The sequence below is a fragment of the Emticicia sp. genome (assembly GCF_043780375.1).
Taxonomy (GTDB): Bacteria; Bacteroidota; Bacteroidia; order Cytophagales; family Spirosomataceae; genus Emticicia.
Window position 1 is genome coordinate 1 of the sequence record NZ_JAYWCU010000270.1, and the last position, 21712, is coordinate 21712.

20 protein-coding genes are annotated in these 21712 nt (G+C 36.1%); 9 read left to right on the forward strand and 11 right to left on the reverse strand.

What is annotated here, in order from left to right:
- The 6 genes from ACH2CJ_RS19815 to cobA all read right to left on the reverse strand — a co-directional run.
- Positions 1-655, reverse strand: a 655-nt coding sequence (locus ACH2CJ_RS19815; RefSeq protein WP_394995738.1) for an MFS transporter, incomplete at its 3' end; no start/stop codon positions are given.
- 223 nt (positions 656-878) lie between these two features.
- Positions 879-1733, reverse strand: a complete 855-nt coding sequence (locus tag ACH2CJ_RS19820) for an ABC transporter ATP-binding protein (protein WP_394995741.1) — start codon at positions 1731-1733, stop codon at positions 879-881.
- Entirely contained in the window at positions 1720-2508 is a 789-nt protein-coding gene (ntrB, locus tag ACH2CJ_RS19825) for a nitrate ABC transporter permease (RefSeq protein ID WP_394995743.1), read from the reverse strand. Before ntrB ends, ACH2CJ_RS19820 begins: the two co-directional genes overlap by 14 nt.
- Positions 2509-2622: 114 nt before the next feature.
- Positions 2623-3825 carry a CmpA/NrtA family ABC transporter substrate-binding protein gene (locus ACH2CJ_RS19830; RefSeq protein WP_394995746.1) on the reverse strand — a complete coding sequence of 401 codons (1203 nt, stop codon included), beginning with the start codon at positions 3823-3825 and terminating at the stop codon, positions 2623-2625.
- Between the two features lie 57 nt (positions 3826-3882).
- A complete protein-coding gene (locus tag ACH2CJ_RS19835) occupies positions 3883-5436 on the reverse strand; it encodes an alginate export family protein (protein WP_394995749.1) in 1554 nt (517 codons plus the stop codon).
- 786 nt (positions 5437-6222) lie between these two features.
- Positions 6223-6975: a uroporphyrinogen-III C-methyltransferase gene (cobA, locus tag ACH2CJ_RS19840; RefSeq protein WP_394995751.1), complete on the reverse strand. Its 753-nt coding sequence runs from the start codon at positions 6973-6975 to the stop codon at positions 6223-6225.
- A gap of 302 nt (positions 6976-7277) precedes the next feature.
- On the opposite strand from cobA, the gene ACH2CJ_RS19845 reads away from it, so the two are divergent.
- The 7 genes from ACH2CJ_RS19845 to ACH2CJ_RS19875 all read left to right on the forward strand — a co-directional run bounded on the left by ACH2CJ_RS19845 (position 7278) and on the right by ACH2CJ_RS19875 (position 15164).
- Positions 7278-8741 carry an ATP-binding protein gene (locus ACH2CJ_RS19845; RefSeq protein WP_394995754.1) on the forward strand — a complete coding sequence of 488 codons (1464 nt, stop codon included), beginning with the start codon at positions 7278-7280 and terminating at the stop codon, positions 8739-8741.
- Between the two features lie 23 nt (positions 8742-8764).
- A complete protein-coding gene (locus tag ACH2CJ_RS19850; protein WP_394995756.1) occupies positions 8765-9418 on the forward strand; it encodes a response regulator in 654 nt (217 codons plus the stop codon).
- A 249-nt stretch (positions 9419-9667) separates the two neighbouring features.
- Positions 9668-12202 carry a nitrite reductase large subunit NirB gene (gene nirB, locus ACH2CJ_RS19855; protein ID WP_394995759.1) on the forward strand — a complete coding sequence of 845 codons (2535 nt, stop codon included), beginning with the start codon at positions 9668-9670 and terminating at the stop codon, positions 12200-12202.
- Positions 12203-12301: 99 nt separating this feature from the next.
- Positions 12302-12652, forward strand: coding sequence for a nitrite reductase small subunit NirD (nirD, locus tag ACH2CJ_RS19860; RefSeq protein WP_394995761.1), 351 nt, complete (start codon positions 12302-12304; stop codon positions 12650-12652).
- 176 nt (positions 12653-12828) lie between these two features.
- Positions 12829-13929 (forward strand): VWA domain-containing protein, encoded by a 1101-nt coding sequence (locus ACH2CJ_RS19865; protein WP_394995764.1) that lies wholly within the window; start codon positions 12829-12831, stop codon positions 13927-13929.
- An 86-nt stretch (positions 13930-14015) separates the two neighbouring features.
- A complete protein-coding gene (gene nth, locus ACH2CJ_RS19870; protein ID WP_394995767.1) occupies positions 14016-14675 on the forward strand; it encodes an endonuclease III in 660 nt (219 codons plus the stop codon).
- 9 nt (positions 14676-14684) lie between these two features.
- A complete protein-coding gene (locus ACH2CJ_RS19875; protein WP_394995769.1) occupies positions 14685-15164 on the forward strand; it encodes an MOSC domain-containing protein in 480 nt (159 codons plus the stop codon).
- On the opposite strand, the gene ACH2CJ_RS19880 is transcribed toward ACH2CJ_RS19875, so the two are convergent.
- The 3 genes from ACH2CJ_RS19880 to ACH2CJ_RS19890 all read right to left on the reverse strand — a co-directional run bounded on the left by ACH2CJ_RS19880 (position 15161) and on the right by ACH2CJ_RS19890 (position 17181).
- Positions 15161-15814, reverse strand: coding sequence for an alpha/beta hydrolase (locus ACH2CJ_RS19880; RefSeq protein WP_394995772.1), 654 nt, complete (start codon positions 15812-15814; stop codon positions 15161-15163). The two genes, ACH2CJ_RS19875 and ACH2CJ_RS19880, sit on opposite strands and share 4 nt — an antisense overlap.
- A gap of 102 nt (positions 15815-15916) precedes the next feature.
- On the reverse strand, positions 15917-16315 hold the full coding sequence (locus ACH2CJ_RS19885; protein WP_394995775.1) for a translation initiation factor: 399 nt from the start codon (positions 16313-16315) through the stop codon (positions 15917-15919).
- Positions 16312-17181 (reverse strand): diacylglycerol/lipid kinase family protein, encoded by an 870-nt coding sequence (locus ACH2CJ_RS19890; RefSeq protein WP_394995778.1) that lies wholly within the window; start codon positions 17179-17181, stop codon positions 16312-16314. The genes ACH2CJ_RS19885 and ACH2CJ_RS19890 overlap by 4 nt, the downstream gene beginning before the upstream one ends.
- Positions 17182-17281: 100 nt before the next feature.
- On the opposite strand from ACH2CJ_RS19890, the gene ACH2CJ_RS19895 reads away from it, so the two are divergent.
- Entirely contained in the window at positions 17282-17713 is a 432-nt protein-coding gene (locus ACH2CJ_RS19895) for a YybH family protein (RefSeq protein WP_394995781.1), read from the forward strand.
- On the opposite strand, the gene ACH2CJ_RS19900 is transcribed toward ACH2CJ_RS19895, so the two are convergent.
- The gene (locus tag ACH2CJ_RS19900; RefSeq protein ID WP_394995783.1) at positions 17687-18070 is read right to left on the reverse strand and encodes a LytR/AlgR family response regulator transcription factor; all 384 of its coding nucleotides are present in this window, start codon (positions 18068-18070) and stop codon (positions 17687-17689) included. The genes ACH2CJ_RS19895 and ACH2CJ_RS19900 overlap by 27 nt on opposite strands.
- A 195-nt stretch (positions 18071-18265) precedes the next feature.
- A complete protein-coding gene (locus ACH2CJ_RS19905) occupies positions 18266-20842 on the reverse strand; it encodes a transglycosylase domain-containing protein (protein ID WP_394995786.1) in 2577 nt (858 codons plus the stop codon).
- Positions 20843-21111: 269 nt separating this feature from the next.
- Between ACH2CJ_RS19905 and ACH2CJ_RS19910 the strand changes: the two genes are divergently transcribed.
- Entirely contained in the window at positions 21112-21540 is a 429-nt protein-coding gene (locus ACH2CJ_RS19910) for a hypothetical protein (RefSeq protein WP_394995789.1), read from the forward strand.
- The last annotated feature ends 172 nt before the right edge of the window (positions 21541-21712 follow it).

Sequence of the window (21712 nt, forward strand, 5' to 3'; positions counted from 1 at the left end):
TTGTACGGTTAATATCTTCATAGTTTCCTTCGGGAGAATCTTTGGTCAATTTAAAGTAAAGCACAGCACAAATAAGCAATAAAGTGCCTGGCACTATCATTGCCAAACGCCATGCTTCGCCTTTGGTATAACCCAAACCAACGATTCCTGCAAAAATTAAAGGCATTACGATATTTGTAATTCCCCCACCCAAATTTCCCCAACCGCCTGCAACTGCATTGGCAGTACCTTTAATATTGGCAGCAAACATAACAGAAGTATGGTATTGAGTAATAACGAATGATGCTCCGATAACTCCAATTGCCAAACGAAAAAGCAAAAATGTTTCGTAAGAATTTGCCAAACCAACCAAGTAGACAGGAATTGAACAAAAAACAAGTAATGTCGTATAAGTTTTACGTGGCCCCCAAGTATCACACAAACGACCAATAAGCAAACGTGCAATGATTGTTGCTGAAACTGATGCAATGATAATATTACCAACTTGTGCTTTGGTTAATCCTAAGTCTTCACGAATGGTTGGCATGAGTGGAGCAAGTCCGAACCAGCCAAAAAAACACATAAAAAAAGTAAACCAAGTAGTGTGGAATGTACGCATTTGTAAGCCCGAAAATCTCAGTACATTAAGCGTTGAAAGTGGCTGATTATTTTTCATTTGTTTCTTTGATTGACAGTTAAAAAAATAGTTATTTATACTCATTTATAAGTATTTATACTCAAATTTTGACAGCTTTATTGGAAAATCCCAGTCGGCAGCACCAACAGGGATTAATTTTATTTTTTGGCTCTCAACCACGTATTTTGATAAATATAGTACAGTGCAGAAGGTAGAATTATTACTCAATAAATCATTCTAAACGTTACACTATTCATAAATTTCAAAGGTCTTCTATTGAGAATTTATCAAATAATAAATTCATCAATTTATCGTGAACATTTTGGTATTCAGTTAAATGCACAATGTCCTTTTTATTACGTGGACGGTCAAGGTTTATATCAACGATTTCTTTGATGGTTGCTTCTGGTCCATTATTCATAACCACCACTCTATCCGACAAGAAAATCGCTTCTTCAATATCGTGAGTAACCATTACGATGGTTTTATTTCTATTGTCAAGATTCCAAAGCTTGAGCAATTCAATGTGCATTGAGCCTTTTGTCAAAGCATCTAAAGCTCCGAAAGGCTCATCTAATAATAAAATACTTGGATTGATTGAAAATGCACGAGCAATGGCTACTCTTTGTTTCATGCCACCCGACAATTGGCTCGGAAGTTTGTCTTTGTGTTCCCACAAATTCACCATATTGAGGTTATTTTCAACAAGTTCTTTTTTTTCTGATTTTGTCAAATGTGGTAAAACTGAATCAACGGCCTCGTAAACATTCCGATAAACTGTAAGCCACGGAAGTAAAGAATAATTTTGAAAAACAATTCCACGGTCAGGGCCCGGCCCAACAACCACTTTATTATTAGCAATCACTTCACCTTTTGAAGGCGTAACCATGCCCGAAATTGTATTCATCAAAGTTGATTTTCCGCAACCCGAATGACCAATAATACTTACAATTTCGCCTTTCCCAATCTCAAGGCTAATGTCTTTTACGGCAGTGAAAGTGCCTTTTCCTTTAGATTTGAATGAAACCGTTACATTTTTGATTTCAATGCTGGTCTCAATTCCGATTTTATGAAAAGATGAAGAATCATCTATTAATAATTCATTATTTGCTTTCATAGCTAACTGATTTTTGAATTACATTAAAAATTTTGTCAAACAATAATCCTACAATTCCGATAATCAAAATTGCGGAAAGGATTTTTTCGAGACTCAAGCCATTCCAACTATCCCACACAAAAAAACCAATACCTACCCCTCCTGAAAGCATCTCTCCTGCCACAATTACCACCCAAGCAATACCAATCGATAAGCGAAGTCCAGTAATGATGTGCGGCAACGCAAACGGAATTAATATTTTGGTGATGTATTTCCAACGAGAAAACCCAAATGCTTTTCCAACGTTTTTGTGGTCTGCAGGAATAGTTGAAACACCAAAAGCAGTATTGATTAAAGTTGGCCAAAGTGAGGTAATCATGATGATAAAAATCGTTGCTTGATCGGAAGCTTTGAAAGCTAATAAACCTAATGGGAACCAAGCCAAAGGCGAAACTGGACGCAAAATCTGAACGATTGGATTCAATAATCTCATGCCTATTTTTGAAGAACCCATAATCAATCCTAAAGGAATTGCGACTAAACTACCTAACGCAAAACCCATAAAAACTCGCTTCAAAGAACTCCAAAGCTGAATCCCAATTCCTTTGTCATTTGGTCCATAATCATAAAATGGGTCGGCAAGCATTTCCGAAAAAACTGCCCATGTGGCTACTGGCCCAGGGATTTCGGCTTCTGTCACGAACGTAACTAACTGCCAAATAGCTAATAGAATGAGCATACTTGCGATGAAATATAATGCTCCTACTGGTGAATCTTTTGAAAGAATATTTTTCATGTTTTTTTAAAGTTTGTACCTCACCCCCGCCCCCTCTCCTGAAAAAGGAGAGGGGAGTTTTATTCTTTATCTTGCTTCCTTTTCTATTACGAGAGGGTTTGGGTGAGGTGATTTTTACTTCTTCGTTGTCGATAAATACCCTGCAATGTTATTGGGATCAAAGTTTACATCCAGATTCGTTTTGAAAGGCTGCATATCAGGCTGAACTGGTACGCTCATTTCTTTGGCTACTTCAGCAAACAAATCATCCAAAATCAATTTTTCAGCAATTCCTTTATAGTCTGGTGCTAATTTCAGCATACCAAATCGGACATACTGAGCTAAAAACCACATCGCATAAGACTTTTTGGGCGTTGCTACAATGCCATTATTATAAAATGTCATGTAGTCATCTTTGTACTTTTGCACACCCAAATCACAGCCCAAATCGTTTGAACCCAATAAACGAGCTTCTAAAACTGATACTGGAGCATTTACATAATATGGTTTTGATAACCAGACTGCTGCTTTTTTACGATTGCCCATATCATCTAACCATCTTTGGGCTTCGATGATGGCTTTCATTACTTTTTTCAAATCTTCTTTGTTGTTTGCTGCAAAATCTTTATTTACAACCAATGCTTTTTCAGGATGATTTTTCCAAATATCTTGACTGGCAATATGCGTAAAACCAACATTTTGAGCAACGGCTACACCATTCCACGGCTCGCCTACGCAATAGCCTTCCATGTTATCAACTTTCATATTGGCAACCATTTGTGGCGGTGGAATCGTAATGATACCGACCGATTTTTGATTGACGCCCGCCGCTGCCATCCAATTTCTCAACCAAATGTCATGCGTTCCACCTGGAAAAGTCATCGCAAAAGTTACTTCTTTACGCTTTTTGATTTCGTTAATTGCTACATTCACTTTCTTCAAATCTTTAAATCCAACCAATCCACAAAAATCTTTTGACAGCGTAATTGCCTGTCCGTTATTATTTAAAGTCATAGCAATTTTCATTTCTGAACCTGCTTTTCCTCCAATTCCTGTATAAACCGACATTGGCATCGAAAATAAGCAATGAGCTCCTTCCAACTCTCCGTTCAATACTTTATCACGAATATTTGCCCATGAAGCCTCTTTACTCAACTCTACATTTACTCCATATTTGGCAAACAAACCTAACTCTTTAGCTGCCACTAATGGAGCACAATCGGTCAGTGGAATAAATCCTAATTTTATAACCGCGGCAGTTGGATATTTAAAAGCAGAGATAGTAGTTATAAATATTATTACTGCTACGAAAAGTATGTTTTTTCTTATGTTTTTCATCGAAATTATCTTTATGTTGTGAAAGTTTCAGGAACAGGTTAAAAACCCGTTCTACAATTACTGCTTAATTGCAACTGGTTTTGAGTAGAAAAAGTCAGGACGGATATTGAGCATTAAATATCCCCATTGACCAGTTTTGCGAGTTTTGTCCATAGTGGTTTGCTTCACATATTCGAGGCTATTATTACCTTTCATAACCGAGTAACCTAACTCAACAATAGTAAATTTATTAAGTGCATAATTCAACACTAAATCATATTCCATGCCTAACATTGGAGAAATTTTTGCACCAGCTGGAGCATCTTTCGTTTTGTTTGGTGTAGCAGCTGCCAAAGCAAAATAATGTATATCAAACGTTGTTGTCAGGCGACTTGCTGCGTGTTTTACTTTGAAAAACGCATTTTGCAAACCACCCGCTGGCGAACCTGTGCCTACATAAAAGTAGTCCATGTAGCCCCAATGTTTGTGCGGAGTACCATAAAGTGGGTCAAAACGATGTGTTTCTCCAGCTTTTAAATTAAAACCATCATTGCCAGACAAAACTTCATAACCCGGCCCAAAACTAATCAAGCCTTTTTGAATCATAAAGTTTGCTCCATAATGATAAGCCTTGCTGATACTCAAACCATCTCGGTCTTTGCCTGATTGAGCATAACCAAATGTTTGCCAAGCAATTTTACCTAATTTTGAACTTGTATTACCCAACTGACCAGTAAGCATTGCCCCATAAGTAAGGCGAGAATTGACACCCGTTTGATCATAACGCCTACCATATACGTAACCTGCAGTTGCACTACCTATACTATCAATTCGGTATTTTGAGAAATCATCTTTGAAAAACAAAACCGCCAACTTTGTTTGCTTAAATTTATGACTCAAATAAGCCATCTGAAATGATTTAAACATTTGGTTTTGTCCGTTTGTGCTTGCAGCATTCGCCAAAACAGGAGCTCCACCTTTACTCGCAGTTGGCAAAAAACCAGTTGGAATAGCCAAGGTTACGTTTTTGCTCGAAAGTGCCGTTGCAGGAGCATTTCCTGCTACATAATAAGTGCCATTTGTACCAAAAGCGTCAGCGTTTTGATTAAATCCTCCACCAAAATCTAATGCCCAACCTAAATGTTGTGCCTTGAAAATAGCGGCATCAAAACGGCGACCCTGTTGCAACCAATCAAGGTTTCCAAGTAAGCGAACATCATCGTAAACAAGTTCTTGTCGACCGATTTTTAATGAAAGATTCTGAATTGGCTTAAATTTTACTGTTGTGTCGGCAGAGTTTGCCAGCACGATCTCTGCCCAGGCTTCGTGTACGCCAAATTTGCCACCATCGGCATTTGAAATTGATGAAGCATCTTGTCCCCAAACTCTTACATCTTGTACTGCCATTCCGAAAGTTACTCGGTCCCATTTATAACCAAATGTTAGACGAGTACGTTGAGAAGTGAATGCTGAGTATTTTGTACCATACGGTGCAAGATTACCCAAACCATCACGTATTTCTGTACGAGTTCTGACTTGTCCGAGTAATGAAAACTGTGAAAATGATGATTGAAAAAAAGCGATTGTGAAGAAAATTGCAAGCCCAAACTTGCTAAATAGATTTTTTTTCATTTGTTTTGAATTGAATTGTGAATAAATACCTACGTTCTGCGATTCGTTAGCCGACTTTGACACCCCCATGTCAGGTCGGTTTTTGTTTGGTTCAAGACGAAGCCCCCACTTCGACTATCCCCGATTTTTTTGTTTTTTTTGATATTTTCCTTACATTTTAATCTTGTTTTAAGAAGTTAAAATAAAAGGTCAATCTTTAATTTAATTTTTCGATAGCCCCCACTATCAAAATTTTCTTTGGTTATTTATACTTATTATTATATAATTCTCTTTACTTATTCAAATGTAAAAAATAATACTTTATACTCAAAATGGTTTACAACATATTTTACCCATTTTTATCATTTTTACCTAAAGTTCTTTTAATTTTGAAACTTGTTTTTGGAAAAATACAATTTTATTTTCTCAAAAAGGCATTTTTTGAAACCTGTTTTTTACTTTTTTGTATTTTTATATCTTTTCTTTCATCGATTTCATCTTGGAAAAACATAATTATAAACACTCAAAAACCATCGATACGAACAATTCTCATTTACAAATAATATTTTGCTTAAAATACTTATACGTTCTTCGAAAAAATCTACCTTTCCCATAATAGATACAGTTGACAACTTGATAGGCTTTTTATCAAAATGCAATCTATTGTGAAAGTTGTTTTAATTTTTTTCAATAATTTTCAAAACAAAAAATGTTACACCCAAGTATCAAACGATAGCCATAAAACCAAAAGTGCCATACCTTTGAGGTATGGCACTTTTCACTTTCACAATATTTAATATCTCTTCTTTAAAACTTCATTTCCTCCACATAAGCTTCCAAATATTCGGGATGCAGACTCACGACTTCACCAATAATAATGACAGCAGGATTTGTTACTTTTGATTCGTTTACTTTCTTAAGAATATCTTTGATTTGTCCGAAGACAGATTTTTGTTGACCCGTAGTACCATTTTGAATAATGGCAATGGGCGTAGCAGACTTTCCGTGTTGGTCGAAAATCGCAGTGATTTCTGCTAATTTGCTCATTCCCATCAAGACAACCACCGTTGCCGATGATTGTGCAGCTAATTCCAAATCTTTTGGCAAATTTCCATCGCTTGTATGACCCGTAACAACCCAAAAACTTCGAGCAATATCTCGGTGCGTAATCGGAATCTGAACTGCCGCTGCAACGCCTATCGAACTTGAAACCCCTGGAATTACGTGTGTTTCAATGCCAAAAGCTTTGGCGTATTCCAATTCTTCGTAGCCACGACCAAACACAAATGGGTCGCCACCTTTTAACCTTACTACATGTCCATGTTCTAAAGCAAACGAAACAATCAAGCGATTGATTTCATCCTGCAAATACGAATGTTGTCCCTTGCGTTTGCCAACATTCATTTTTACACAATGTTTTGGTGCATATGCAAGCAACGAATCATTTGCCAATGCGTCATACAAAATCACGTCGGCATTTTGCAAGGCTTTTATTCCTTTTAATGTAATGAGTTCGTCGTCGCCCGGACCCGCCCCCACGAGTGTTAGCTTTGGATTCATGATAATTAAGTAATTTTGTTTAGTTTATAAAGTTGTGGATTTAGTAGTTTAAAAAACCCTAAAACTATATTATAAATAGATAATATGGATATAAAAATAAAATGTTTATTTGTTAAAACAATGCTTTTGCCAAATAATATTTTAAAATAATTCAATTTAGACAAATAATTGTTGATAAAATACAAATTGAGTAAAATTACTCAAAAAAAGAATAGTACGAAATGAATAAAAACTTTCATATTATTAAGAACTTTAAATAGTAGCTTGTAAGTTCCAAAAATATACCTTAATTTTTCAGGAGTATGATTTTTACAATTTCTATGCAAGACCTCGACAAGCAAGTTTCCAAGCGTTTAACTCGTCTTTATTTGGGGGCTCTGACAGTCGTAGCTTTGCTATCTCTGTTTGGACAAGTCTTGATTCAAAAATCATTAAATGAGTCGTCAGATGATGCTCATGTGGTAAATTTGGCTGGTCGGCAACGTATGTTAAGTCAAAGATTGTGCAAAATGGCAATTTTACTGACTAACAAAAAAGAGTTTCCCGAAGAAGCGGCTATTTATCAAAAAGGTTTTGCTGATGTGCTTAATTTATGGGTAAAATGCCATTATGGTTTGAAAAATGGAAATTTGGTTTTAGACAAAACTTATTTAGTAAAAAATAGTCCTGCAATTGAAGCCATATTTAATGAAATTGAGCCTTCTTTTAAGATAATGAGTTCGAATGCAAGCTTTATTAGTCAAAATAAACAAACTAACGTTGAGCGTAAAATATTAAAAAATATGCTCACTAATGAGCGACAGTTTCTAAAATTAATGGACAAAATTGTTTCTCAATATGATACCGAAGCTCAGGCAAGAGTGAGTCGTGTAAAACGCATTGAGTTAATTTTGTTTTGTATTACTATTTGTATTTTAATTATTGAAGGATTTTTGATTTTTATGCCATTGGTGCGTTATGTGAAAGAAATTATTTTAAGAATTACAGAGTCCGAATCTGAATTGCAATTCAAAAATAAACAACTCAACGAAACCAACGAAAAACTCATCATTATTCAGAAAGATTTGGTAAAAACAACTGAAGAAAAATATGAATTACTGCGTAAAGAAGACAATGTACGGTCGGCGGCCTTAATGGAAGGTCAAGAAGAAGAACGCAAGCGACTCGCTCGTGAATTGCACGACGGTATCGGACAAATGCTTACGGGTTTGAAATTAGATAGTGAAAAACTCAAAAGTTTACCATTTATTAATGAAAAACAAAGAAACTCCTTCGTAGAACATCAAAAATTGATTAATGAAACCATCGAAGCCACTCGCACAGTTTCGTTCAATTTGATGCCTTCGGTGCTTACCGATTTTGGTTTGGCAAGTGCTATGCGTTTGCTGACCGAACGCACTGCCAATGCTGCTGGTATTCAAACTATATTTAATGATTTTACCGAAAACATTGTTTTACCTAACAATATCGAAAATAATTTATACAGAATTGCCCAAGAAGCACTCAATAATATAGTGAAACACGCTAAAGCTAAAAAAATTGAAATGAATCTATCCAATGATAAAAATCGAAATATCGTACTTTCCATCATTGATAATGGCAAAGGATTTGATTTAAAAAAGGCAAAAAAAAATAAGATTTCAGGCAATGGATTGGGCAATATGCAAACAAGAGTAAGGCTGCTCAATGGCACTTTTAAAATAGAATCGGAAAGCAATAAAGGAACAAGCATATTTGTATTAATACCATTATTTAAAGAAAACTAATCTATGCAAAACTCATAATAAATATGGCAATTAAGATAAAGCTTTTGATAGTTGATGACCACGCCGTAGTGCGAAAAGGTATTCAGAATCTTCTAGAAGATGAAGAAAACATAGAAATTGTTGGCGAAGCCTCCGATGGAATGGAGGCTTTAGAAAAAGTAAAAAACTTAAAACCTACCATCGTTATGCTCGACCTCACCATGCCTAAAATGTCTGGCTTTGAAGTAGCAAAATCAATTTCTGATAGGCATCCTGCTGTCAAATCGCTCATTTTTTCGATGCACAATAACCCCGAATATATGGTTACTTCAGTCGAAAATGGGGCGATGGGTTATTTGCTAAAAGACAAAAGTAAAGAAGAAATTTTGAAAGCTTTGTCAAGCGTTTCACAAGGGCAAAAATACTTTCCTCCAACAGTATCTGCTATGATTATTGATGGGTTGATGGCTCAACGCAAACAAAAAACTACTCCGAAACTCAAAAACACAAGTGTATTTACCAAAATCTCTAAAAAAGAGCGTGAAATTTTGAAATATATTACCGAAGGAATGAGCAGTCAAGAAATTGCTGAAAAGCTATCGTTAAGCGTCCGAACGGTTTCTAATCATCGAGCAAATATCTTGCGGAAAACTGATGTTAAGAATACTGCAGAGTTGGTACGGTTGGCGGTGGAATAGGTTCGAAATTACCAAAACTCAATCTTTTATATTAATTCTGTGATTAATACAATAAACCAAAAAATAAACTACAAACATCAAATTTTACCAAATAAAAATTTGTTTTTATAAAATACATAACATACATTTGAAAAGAAATGAGTATTTATACTTACTCTTTAAATAGAAATTCAAGCATTATTTAGTTCAGAATGGGGGAAACGTATTGAACTATTTGATGAAGCAAACGTAGGAAAAACATAATTCAAAATGACAAACGGAACTAACGGGCGGCGTACCGCACTCCGTGTCGTTGTGGTGGGCAACGGCATGGTAGGCTTTAAGTTTTGCGAAAAACTCATAGCTAAAGCAAATGATAACTTCGACATCATAGTTTTTGGCGAAGAACCACGCCCTGCCTATGACCGAGTTCATCTAAGCGAATATTTCGCTGGCAAGACTGCCGAAGACCTCACAATGGCTCCATTGGATTGGTACTTCGATAACGGCATCAAAATTTACCTCTCAGACCCAGTAACCAACATTGACCGAGAAGCCAAAACGGTTTCATCACATCATGGGCTTATAATTCCTTACGATTTCTTGGTTTTAGCAACTGGTTCGGCTGCATTTGTACCGCCAATTCCTGGCGTTGAAAAAGATGGTGTTTTTGTTTATCGTACCATCGAAGACCTCGACATGATGCAATCACACGCCCAGAACGCACGAAAAGGTGCGGTAATTGGTGGAGGATTATTGGGCCTTGAAGCAGCAAAAGCTCTTTTAGATTTAGGATTAGACCAAATCCATGTTATCGAATTTGCATCAAGACTAATGCCTCGTCAGATTGACCAAGCAGGCTCTGATATTTTGAAAGCAAAACTTGAAACTTTGGGTTTAAAAATACATTTGAACAAAAACACGCAAGATATTTCGGGGGATGGCATTATTGATGGCATGAACTTCGCTGATGGTTCAAAATTAGACGTTGATATGCTTGTGATTTCAGCCGGAATCAAACCTCGTGATGAAGTTGCTCGACTTTCGGGTTTAGAAGTTGGCTCTCGTGGTGGAATCGTTGTAAATGATAAACTTCAAACTTCCGACCCCAGTATTTTTGCAATTGGTGAATGTGCTTTGCATGACCACATGATTTATGGTTTAGTAGCCCCTGGCTACGAAATGGCGGAAGTTGTTGCTACAAATTTGAGTAATGGAGCTAAAGAATTTAAGGCTTTCGATATGTCAACTAAGCTAAAATTGATTGGTGTTGATGTAGCAAGTTTTGGCAATGCGTTCATTGCAGAGCCTGACTGTCAGACGATTGTATATGAGAACAAGTCGAAAGGCATTTACAAACGTATTAATATTTCTAACGATGGACAATTGCTTTTAGGAGGTATTTTAGTTGGTGACGCAGAGCAATATAATATGTTGTTGCAAACTGTCAATAACAAATTAGTACTTCCAAAAGACCCAGAAAATTTGATTTTAGGAGCAAGAGGCGGAGTAGAAGATAGTAGTGCGGGCGTAATGAGTTTGCCCGATGATGCCTTGATTTGCTCTTGTGAAGCTGTTACAAAAGGGCAAATTTGTAACGAAGTTTCTGAAAATAAAGTACATACCGTTGATGGCTTAAAAAAATGTACCAAAGCAGGAACTGGTTGCGGCGGTTGCGTTCCAATGGTAAAAGATTTAATGCTCGGAACAATGAAAGAGCAAGGAATCTATGTCAGAAATGTAGTTTGTGAACACTTTGAATATACACGCCAAGAACTTTTTGATTTAGTAAAAATCAATGAAATAAAGTCTTATGAAGGCGTTTTAGATAAATTTGGACACGGTGACGGCTGCGAAGTTTGTAAACCTGCGGTAGCCTCCATTTTAGCGAGTTTATGGAACGAAATGATTCTTGTAAAAGGAAATGATATCGCACAAGATTCAAACGATAGATTTTTGGCAAATATCCAAAAAGGTGGTACATATTCAGTAGTTCCACGTATTGCTGGTGGCGAAATTACTCCTGAAAAATTGATTGTAATTGGTACCGTTGCTCAAAAATATGGTCTTTATACCAAAATTACGGGCGGACAACGAATTGATATGTTTGGAGCTTACCTAAACGATTTGCCGGCAATTTGGGAAGAACTAATTGAAGCAGGTTTTGAGTCAGGACACGCCTATGGGAAAGCCCTTCGTACCGTAAAATCTTGCGTTGGTTCTACTTGGTGTCGCTTTGGTTTACATGATTCTGTAACATTTGCCGTCGAAATAGAAAATCGCTATAAAGGTATTAGAGCTCCGCATAAATTCAAAGGCGGGGTTTCGGGTTGCGTACGTGAATGTGCTGAAGCACAAGCAAAAGATTTTGGAATCATCGCTACCGAAAAAGGTTGGAATCTCTACGTTTGCGGCAATGGTGGAGCAAAACCACAACACGCCCAATTGATTGCAGGTGATATTTCAAAAGAAGATTGTGTAAAATATCTTGATAGATTTTTGATGTTTTACATCAAAACTGGCGAACCTTTAACAAGAACAGCTACATGGCTCAATAAAATGGACGGCGGAATTGCTTATTTAAAAGATGTGGTTATCAATGATAGCTTAGGAATATGCGAACAATTAGAATTCGAAATGGCTGGCTTGATAAATAACTACAAATGTGAGTGGAAAGAAGCTATCGAAAATGACAATATCCGTCAGAGATTTACACATTTTGTAAATGCTCCAGAAGTAAAAGACCCTAGCGTAACATTTACACCTTTACGTGACCAAAAACGTGCTTTGGAATGGAGCAAATAATTAGTCAACAAACGGCTTGATTACGGTCAATATTTTATTTTCATAAAACATTAAATTATAAATAACATATATAAAATTCTCTTTGGGGGAAGGGACATTATGACAACTGAAACAATAACAGAAACATGGGTGTTGGCTTGTTCAACTACACAAATACCCGAAAATGGTGGGGCTTGTGCTTTAGTCAATGGCGAGCAAATTGCTATTTTCAACTTTACTCGCCGTGGCGAATGGTTTGCAACGCAAAATCTTTGTCCGCACAAGCAACAAATGGTACTTTCGAGAGGCATGATTGGCTCGACAGGCGATGAACCGAAAGTAGCTTGTCCATTCCATAAAAAAACTTTTTCGCTCCAAACAGGTGCTTGTCTGAGTGGCGATGACTACGAAATCAAGACATATCCAGTGAAAATTGAAGATGGAATGGTATTTGTAGATGTGTCAATGTAAGTAAATGTTTCAAAAACGTTTATGATTCATCATAGGTTAAAGTATTTGGAAAGACTCTTTGAAATTCAAAGGGTCTTTTTTAATTTAGGCTCAAACTTTAAGCCTAAAAAAAATGTTAAAAGTAAAGCAACCCTATTCACTCATTCGCACATATATCAACTCACTCATTAATTAGCATGAAAGGTTTCAGATTTTCAGAGTTCAAACCCGAAATGAAGGGTGAAAACAAATTTGAGCAATTGCTCAATATTTTTCAGCAATTGTTACTCATCACATCGGGCGATGTAAGTCAGGCTCTTGCCTATATGAGCGACCTCGACCGCCAATACCAACTCACCAACGATGAATATGGAATGGCAAATTTCATTGATGATTTAAAGAAAAAAGGCTATATAACCGAAGAGAATCAAGAAGGAGTGCTACGTATGACTCCCAAAAGTGAGCAAAGCATCAGGAAACAATCGCTTGATGAAATCTTTGGAAAATTGAAACGAACTAAATCAATTGGTAGTCATCATACTCCCTACACAGGTACTGGTGATGAACTCAGTAGTGATATTCGACCCTTTCAATTTGGCGATACACTTGACCAAATTTCAATGACAGAGTCATTGAAAAATGCCCAAATTAATGGGGGAATCGATGATTTTATCCTTTTAGAGAGCGATTTGGAAGTCGTTGACCGAGAATCAAAAATACAAACTTCAACCGTTTTGATGATAGATGTATCGCATTCAATGATTTTGTATGGAGAAGATAGAATCACTCCTGCAAAAAAAGTTGCTTTGGCTTTGGCAGAATTGATTCGAACTAAATATCCAAAAGACACACTTGATATTTTGGTTTTTGGAAATGATGCTTGGCAGATTCAGCTAAAAGATATTCCTTACTTAGAAGTTGGCCCTTATCATACTAATACTGTTGCAGGTTTAGAGTTGGCAATGGATTTATTACGCAGAAGAAAAACCAAAAACAAGCAAGTTTTTATGATTACCGACGGCAAGCCAACCTGCTTGAAAGAAGGTATCAATTATTATAAAAATAGCTTTGGTCTTGACCGTAAAATAGTAAACAAAACGCTTACACTTGCCGCTCAAGCTCGCCGATTAGAGATTCCAATTACAACCTTTATGATTGCAACAGACCCTTATCTAAAGCAATTTGTGCAGCAATTTACGCAAGTAAATAATGGACGAGCTTATTACAGTGGTTTGAATGGTTTAGGTGGCTTTGTTTTGGAAGACTTCCAACGCAATCGTAGGAAAAATGTAAAGTAATCGTACAACAGGTTTCCTAACCCGCCACTTTAACTTATGCGTACTTAATACTAATTAGACGGATTAGGAAATCCGTCGTAGAAAAAATGCAAAAAAAAGACCGTTACAAAGCCTTAGTAGAATATTTCAGCGAAAATTACCCCGAAGCCGAAACTGAGCTTGTTTATACAAATCCTTATGAATTATTGGTTTCTGTAATCCTTTCAGCACAATGTACAGACAAGCGAGTAAACATTGTTACCCAAAAACTTTTCCCTCGTTTCCCGACACCCGAAAGTTTGGCAGCATCAACCACAGATGAGGTTTTTGACTATATCCGCAGTGTAAGTTACCCCAATAACAAAGCCAAACATTTGGTTGGAATGGCTCGTATTTTGGTCAATGATTTTAATTCGGAAGTACCAAATACTATTGAAGACCTTCAAAAAATGCCAGGAGTTGGTCGAAAAACCGCCAATGTTATAGTTTCGATTATTTTCAACCAACCTGCAATGGCTGTAGATACGCACGTTTTTCGAGTTTCACATCGATTAGGTTTAGTACCAAAAACCGCCAAAACACCGCTTTTAGTAGAGAAAATGCTAATAAAACATATTCCGAAGGATAAAATCGCAGTTGCTCATCATTGGCTCATTCTTCATGGACGTTATATTTGCATAGCTCGAACACCCAAATGTGGCGAATGTAACTTAAAACCTTACTGTTTGGCTTTTGAAAAACAAAAATTTGATACACCGCATTTATAATAAAAATTCATGGAAATAAAAGAATTGATGCAAACTTTTGCTCATGTAGGCAAAGTTGAATGGATAAGTTACCGCCCAGGACCAACATCTCGTGGAGAAATAAAAGTGGTGGATGAAATAAATGTTTCAGAAAAAAAAGGGATAGAAGGAGATAGATATACTGGAACAAATCGTAAAAGACAAGTAACAATTATTCAAGCCGAACACATTGAAGCAGTAAGTAAAATCTTAAAAAAAGAAACGATTAACCCTTCGCTTTTGCGTCGAAATATTGTAGTTTCTGGCATCAACTTGCTGGCTCTCAATGACTTAGAGTTTTCAATTGGAGAAGTGGTTTTAAAAATGACAGGCTATTGTCACCCATGCAGTCGTATGGAACAAAACCTTGGCAAAGGGGGCTACAACGCTATGCGTGGACACGGCGGTATTACTTGTATGGTTGTAAAAGGAGGAAAAATTAAAGTTGGAGACGAGGTAAAATTTGGTTAAAAACCAGCAACAATCGCTTTTAAAGTTGCTTCATCAACTGTATGTTTTCCTTCAAAGCAAACAATTTTTGGGTTGATATCTTCAATCATTCCTGCCCTAAATTTCTCTGAAATCTCAGGATAAGCAATCAAATACTCGTCTTTATCGCCATAAATATAGTAAGTTTCTATTTTTCCCAATTGTTTTGGCTCAATAACTTCTCTAATGCCATTACTGAAAAATCCTGCCCAAAGCAACAGTCGATTGCAATTAATATGCCCATCTCCTACCCAGCGACAAACGGTGGCACAGCCTTGTGAAAAACCCAAAATATTGATTTCAATAGTCGATAAATCTCTGTCTTTCAACAAATTATCATAAATCTGATTTAGGTAATCGTTATTATTTTTTTTGTCAAAATCACGTAATTCACGAGTAGTCCAAGAAGCCCCAACTCGTGTATAATTGGCATCTAAATAAAACCTGGCTGGTGCTTCGGGAGCTACAATAAAAGTCTCATTATCAACAATTTGATTAAATTTCTTGATAAAATATTGTGAAAGCTGTCCATAGCCATGAATCACAAACCAAATCTTTTTGGTTTGTTCATTCAATTCACCTAAAGTATAAAATCGGGCGGTACGCTCAACTTTTATTTGATGTTCGGTCATATATAATGAATGATTGTGAGAAGCAGAACGCCACTCGTTTTTAATGGTGAGTGTATAAGCAAAGAAATTCTACATCGCTCGGGCAACCCCGTCTTAATTCTTTCAGCCCCCTGCTTTCTTTGCTTTATAGCCTTCTTTCACTAAAAATGTCAAAATCTTTTCACGGTGGTCGCCTTGAAGCATAATTTCATTATCTTTGGCAGTACCCCCACTTCCACACAAATTTTGCAGTTTTTTTCTTAGACTTTGTAAATCTTCATCTGTCCCAATGAAGCCTTCTATTTTACTTACAATTTTGTTGCCACCTTTTCTATCCAACCAAATCTTCAAGTTTTGTTGTTGTGCAGGTAGCGTTTTTGATTCTTCGATATCGCCAAAATCAAATGAAAAATCAGGGTTTGTTGAATAGACAACTCCCTGCGGAATGCCGCCCAGCGGAGTGCCGCCCAGCGGAGTGCCGCCCAGCGGAGTGCCGCCCACACGTAATTTTTTATTTTTCATACCATTACACGTAAACTCTTTTCTAATATATTGATAACCAACTCTTTAGTATTCATTTGCAATGGTTCGCCATCATAATGAATCAAAAAACTTTGTTCACTTTTCAGGATAAATTTTGTTCCACGATAATTTTCTGAAAGTTCGGAAGAGTGAATATTTCCACTAAATAATTGAGTAATCAAACGCAAAGCTTGTATTGCCGAAGGTGGACTTATAATTGTGCAATCAATAAAACCATCGTCAACAACAGCCGTAGGTGTGATATAGGCATTATTACCATATTGTGAAGCATTTCCAAAGGTTATGCTAAAAACCTCGTAATCATTGCCAGCAAAAATACACTTTAAAGGTTTATATTTCCAAAATTCCGTAAAACTAACTTTAATATAATTCAATAAACCACGACCTGTCTTTTTTGAGAAATTTTCAGCACAATGAGCATCAAAACCTATACCAGCCGTACAGAAAAATGGCACTTCATTGACGTAACAAACATCAATCTGCTTGTTTATTGGCGTGTTTAATGACTCAATTGCTTTTTCGGGTTTCATTGGAATCTCCAATTCTCTTGCCAAACCATTGCCCGAGCCAATCGGAATAATTCCTAAAACAGTTTTGGTATTTATCAATGCTTTTCCAACTTCGTTTACAGTACCATCGCCACCAATGGCCACCACAAACGGAATGTGCTGCTTTACTGCCTCTTCCGCTATTTTTGTAGCGTGTCCTGCATATTCGGTATAATGTATTTCTGGCGAATATATTTGTTTATCTAATTGCTTATCAATCAGTTGAACAATGTTTTGATGTTTTTTTTTGCCTCCAGAAATTGGATTTACGATAAACCAAATTGCTTGTTTATTCACGAAAATTTGATAATTTTATGCTTTTCTGCAAAGATATAAAAAGTCAATGGTTGATAGACCATAGTCGATAGAAAAAACATATTCAAAAAAACAATAATCTATGAAAAAAGATCTACTTATCGCATGCTTTTTATTACTTTCATTTACAAGTATTGCCCAAACTACAAGTGAACGCCAAGCAGTTTTGAAAGTTTTGGCTCGCCAAAATGATAATTGGAACAAAGGTAATATTGATGCCTTCATGGAAGATTATTGGAAGTCAGACTCATTAATGTTTATTGGCTCGAAAGGAGTAGTTTATGGATGGAAAGCTACGCTTGATAGATACCACAAAAGTTATCCTGATCTTGCTACGATGGGAAAACTCAAATTTGATATTTTAAAAACTGATTTTCACTCGAAAACCACTTGCTGGGTTTTAGGAAAATGGTATTTGACACGCCCCGAAAAAGGCGATGTTGGTGGCTATTTTACCTTAGTTTTGAAGAAAATTGGCGGTAAATGGTTAATTATTTCTGACCATACCAGTTGACAAAATCAGCTTTTTGGGAAAATCATGAAAAGATTTTAAAAAATCTTCTTTTCTACGACGAGATAAATTTACATAATATTCTTCTTCTAATTTAACTAATAAGCCTTCATGAATCTGGTAACCAATCACGTAGTTTAGGTTTACCATAAACGATTTGTGTGTTCTGAAAAAATTGAATGGAACAAAGCGTTTCTCAAGTTCTTTCAAGGTTTTAGAAACAATAAGTGTTTCGCCTCCTTGCAAAAAAACTTCGGTGTAATTTACATCTGCTTTCAAAAAAATAACCTGAGCGGGATTTACTTTTTTCTTTCCAGCTAATCGAATAATTGAGGTGTGGATAGGTAAAATGATTTTCATTTTTAAAGTAGTTTAGAGTTGTTTATCCTATTTATTGGTTAAGACCCTAAAGTTCATGAAAAGGTTGTAAAGATATTATGCTAAAAAAGTGTTTTTAGCATTTTACATTAAATTTCAAATTAAAATTTAATGTAAAATGCTGACAATAAGGATATTATAACTTATTAAAAAAAAATTAAAAATTGTTTTTTTTATTTAACGGTCATTCTCAGAAGTATCTTTTTCGATTGGCTCAGGATTTGGCACTTTTGGTACCTCAATTGGCATTGGGCGACCAGAGGTATCGGTACTTACAGATAATGAATCTGATACAATACCTCCGCCTGCATTTCCTGCACAATTTTGATAGTCTTTCGTAATTTCAATACTTGGCTTTGGAAATGGCCCCGGGCTATAGCCTAATTTTGAATCAGTATAAACACTTTGCATAAATTTCCCGAAAATAGGCAATGCCGACCTCGCTCCTTCGCCCATACGTGAGCGAAAGTGAATACTGCGGTCATCACCACCCACCCAAACGCCGCAAACTAAGTCTTTTGTAAAACCCATATACCATGAGTCCGAATAGTTAGAAGTTGTACCTGTTTTTCCTGCGGCTTGCCCGTTATTGCCAAACAAAGCACTACAATACTCAAACAAACCTCTCGACGTTCCACCAGGTTCTTCTACGCCTCCACGCAACATATATTGCATTAAAAATGCAGATTCTGGCTTGATTGCCTCCCGTTTCTTTGTTTCAAATTCATATAGAATTCTTCCTTTAGCGTCTTCAATTTTGAAAACGAGCATGGGATCAACATAATTACCCCCATTCACAAAAACACCATAAGCTCCAACCATATCATACAGCGATACGTCAGAAGTACCAATTCCCAACGACAATACAGGGTCAAGTGGAGCAGTAATGCCTAATTTTCTGGCGTAATCAATGATAACTTTTGGTTTTACTTCGTCGGCGAGTTGAGCTGCTATTGAGTTTACCGAGCGTGCAATAGCTCTCCTAAGTGTCATGCTGGTATAAGTAAAAACGCCATCAGCATTTTTGGGTTCCCAAGTTTTGGGTTTACCATTTTCTATCCATTCTTTTTTGAAAGGCTCATCTGTTCGACGGTCGCAAGGTGAAAGGTTTAATGGGCCATCAATGGCTGCCGTGTAAAGCACAGGTTTGAAAGTTGAGCCTGGCTGACGACGACCTTGTTTCACATGGTCATACTTAAAATAATCATAATCTATGCCACCAACCCATGCTTTGATAAAACCATTGAATGGATCCATTGCCATCATGCCTGTTTGCAAAAACCTTTTATAATGAATTATCGAATCAACGGGACTCATCATTATTTCTTTCTCTCCTTCCCAAGTAAAAACTTTGATAATTTTCTTTTTTTCATACATATAATAATGTAATGAATCTAGTTGATTTTTATATTTTTTTGCCAAACGCTTATAAATAGGCGTTCGTTTGGCAACGGTGTCAATAAAACCCGGAATTTCTTGACCATTTTCGTACGTCCACGGATTTCTACCTTTCCATTCTTGGTCAAAAGTTTTCTGTAAACGCTTCATATGGCTCGACACTGCATTTTCGGCATGGGTTTGCATTCTTGAGTCAATAGTTGTATAAATTTTCAATCCGTCACGGTACAAATCAATGTCAATTTCATTCTTTTTTGCCCAATTTTCGACAAATTTTGCTAATGCTACTTTAAAATAGCTTCCTTGCCCATCGTAAGAATCTTCAATATTTATGTCTAATTTTATTTCTGTTTTACATAATTTCTCAACTTCTTCTCGTTTCAAATCTCCATTTTTTGCCATCAACTGTAAAACTGTATTTCTTCTTTTTAGGGCATTTTTGTAATTTCGGATAGGATTGTAAAGTGTTGTTCCTTTTTGTAATCCAACCAAAATTGCAGCTTCTTCAACGGCTAAGTTTTTAGGTTCTTTATTGAAATAAGTTTGTGAAGCTGTTCTGATTCCATAAGCATTATTCCCATAATCCACCGTATTTAAGTACATTGTCAAAATCTCACCTTTGGTAAAATTTCTTTCTAATCTTATAGCTGTAAGCCACTCTTTAGTTTTATAAATAATCGTTTTTACCACTGGAATATAATATAAAAGCCCTTTCATTTCACTTTTGCGAGTATTATACAGGTTTTTGGCTAATTGCTGCGAAACTGTACTTCCACCACCTCGTTCTCCACCCGAAAAAAGACCTGCCATAACTCCCGCCATTGACTGCAAATCAATACCCGAATGTTGATAAAATCGTTTGTCTTCTGTAGATATTAAAGCCTTAAATAACCATGGCGACATTTGTGAACTATCAATTGTTTGGCGATTTTCGGTAAAGAACTTACCTATTTCAACCTCATCTGCCGTATAAATTGCTGAAGATTGAGCAATTTTTGGATTTGTCAGTTGCTCAATGCTGGGCATTCCGCCACAAAGCCAAAGGAAGTTGGTTTCAATACAAAACAAATAAATCAAACCTCCAATGAGAGTTCTTACTGAAAACTTGTAAACTTTAGAAATGACTGGAAAATACTTCCCTTTGGTATCAAATTTTGCACTCAGAAACCCTACTACCTTATCGAATCTTTTATAATAGGCAATAAAGGCTCGTTCGACTCTTTCTTCACCGAAAATTTGGCAAAGTAGCCGATATATTTGGTCTAAAAACCACCACCAAGCTTTACTTATTTTTGTTGTACCTATTGTCCAATACTTCTGAACTATTGTTAAGGTTTCTTTGACTTTTTCTATCATAGGTTGAGTACATAAAAATTATTTACACAGAGCTTTGTGCCAATTTTATATTTGCAGTGCAAAGAAACATTAAAGTTTTGAAAAATGCTTTGACAAAAGCATGATTATCGAACAAATAATCAAAAAAAGCCTTACAAAAATTTCAAAGTGCTTTTGCCATTTAGTAAAAAATTAGTATTAATTATAATTAAAGTTTTGATTTTTGTAAAGAAAACTGCTACATTCATAGTTAAATGTCTTAATTCTTACCCATAAACCTATTTTCAACAATGGAAGCAATCAGCCCTGACAAACCACTTGAAAAAGAATTATTACCACTTTTCACAAGCAAAGCTCCTTTTCAACTACCTACCGAATGGAAAGATTTTATCGTTAAGATTAGTCCTTACATTATGTTAATTTTAGTCCCATTAACAGTATTGGCCATTGGAGTTACCGCTTTTGCTTCTATTTTTACTACTTTCACTTCAAATCCCAGATGGGGATTAGCTACGCTAGTTACTACTGCGGGCTTAATTTGTAGTTTACTTTCAATCAAAGGTTTGTTCGACCGCAAACGTGAGGGTTGGATTTGGTCATATTACGCTTTTATGTTATATCTACTCAGCGATTTATTGCATTTTCATTTCATAGATGCCATTATTACATTCCTAATAAGTGGCTATTTTCTTTTTCAAATTAGAGAATATTACAAGTAAAATTGTTGGATTTAAGATTTAAAACGGAGTCACCCGTACGATTACCAAATTTTCTCCGTTGCGATTTCGAAGCTCATTTTTGTATTTAAAATTCTTGACAGCGTAGTCAGCAATGGCTACGCTATTTTTTGTTTGTAAACCTAATTCTTAAAATCTAATTCCTATAAACCTA

Bases quoted from the DNA above. Each gene is read 5' to 3' on its own strand.
- ACH2CJ_RS19905 (WP_394995786.1), bottom strand. From the start codon at position 20,842: ATGATAGAAAAAGTCAAAGAAACCTTAACAATAGTTCAGAAGTATTGG.
- ACH2CJ_RS19900 (WP_394995783.1), bottom strand. From the start codon at position 18,070: ATGAAAATCATTTTACCTATCCACACCTCAATTATTCGATTAGCTGGA.
- ACH2CJ_RS19885 (WP_394995775.1), bottom strand. From the start codon at position 16,315: ATGAAAAATAAAAAATTACGTGTGGGCGGCACTCCGCTGGGCGGCACT.
- ACH2CJ_RS19875 (WP_394995769.1), top strand. From the start codon at position 14,685: ATGGAAATAAAAGAATTGATGCAAACTTTTGCTCATGTAGGCAAAGTT.
- nirD (WP_394995761.1), top strand. From the start codon at position 12,302: ATGACAACTGAAACAATAACAGAAACATGGGTGTTGGCTTGTTCAACT.
- cobA (WP_394995751.1), bottom strand. From the start codon at position 6,975: ATGAATCCAAAGCTAACACTCGTGGGGGCGGGTCCGGGCGACGACGAA.
- nth (WP_394995767.1), top strand. From the start codon at position 14,016: ATGCAAAAAAAAGACCGTTACAAAGCCTTAGTAGAATATTTCAGCGAA.
- ACH2CJ_RS19845 (WP_394995754.1), top strand. From the start codon at position 7,278: ATGATTTTTACAATTTCTATGCAAGACCTCGACAAGCAAGTTTCCAAG.
- nirB (WP_394995759.1), top strand. From the start codon at position 9,668: ATGACAAACGGAACTAACGGGCGGCGTACCGCACTCCGTGTCGTTGTG.
- ACH2CJ_RS19880 (WP_394995772.1), bottom strand. From the start codon at position 15,814: ATGACCGAACATCAAATAAAAGTTGAGCGTACCGCCCGATTTTATACT.
- ACH2CJ_RS19820 (WP_394995741.1), bottom strand. From the start codon at position 1,733: ATGAAAGCAAATAATGAATTATTAATAGATGATTCTTCATCTTTTCAT.
- ACH2CJ_RS19865 (WP_394995764.1), top strand. From the start codon at position 12,829: ATGAAAGGTTTCAGATTTTCAGAGTTCAAACCCGAAATGAAGGGTGAA.
- ACH2CJ_RS19895 (WP_394995781.1), top strand. From the start codon at position 17,282: ATGAAAAAAGATCTACTTATCGCATGCTTTTTATTACTTTCATTTACA.
- ACH2CJ_RS19835 (WP_394995749.1), bottom strand. From the start codon at position 5,436: ATGAAAAAAAATCTATTTAGCAAGTTTGGGCTTGCAATTTTCTTCACA.
- ACH2CJ_RS19850 (WP_394995756.1), top strand. From the start codon at position 8,765: ATGGCAATTAAGATAAAGCTTTTGATAGTTGATGACCACGCCGTAGTG.
- ntrB (WP_394995743.1), bottom strand. From the start codon at position 2,508: ATGAAAAATATTCTTTCAAAAGATTCACCAGTAGGAGCATTATATTTC.
- ACH2CJ_RS19830 (WP_394995746.1), bottom strand. From the start codon at position 3,825: ATGAAAAACATAAGAAAAAACATACTTTTCGTAGCAGTAATAATATTT.
- ACH2CJ_RS19910 (WP_394995789.1), top strand. From the start codon at position 21,112: ATGGAAGCAATCAGCCCTGACAAACCACTTGAAAAAGAATTATTACCA.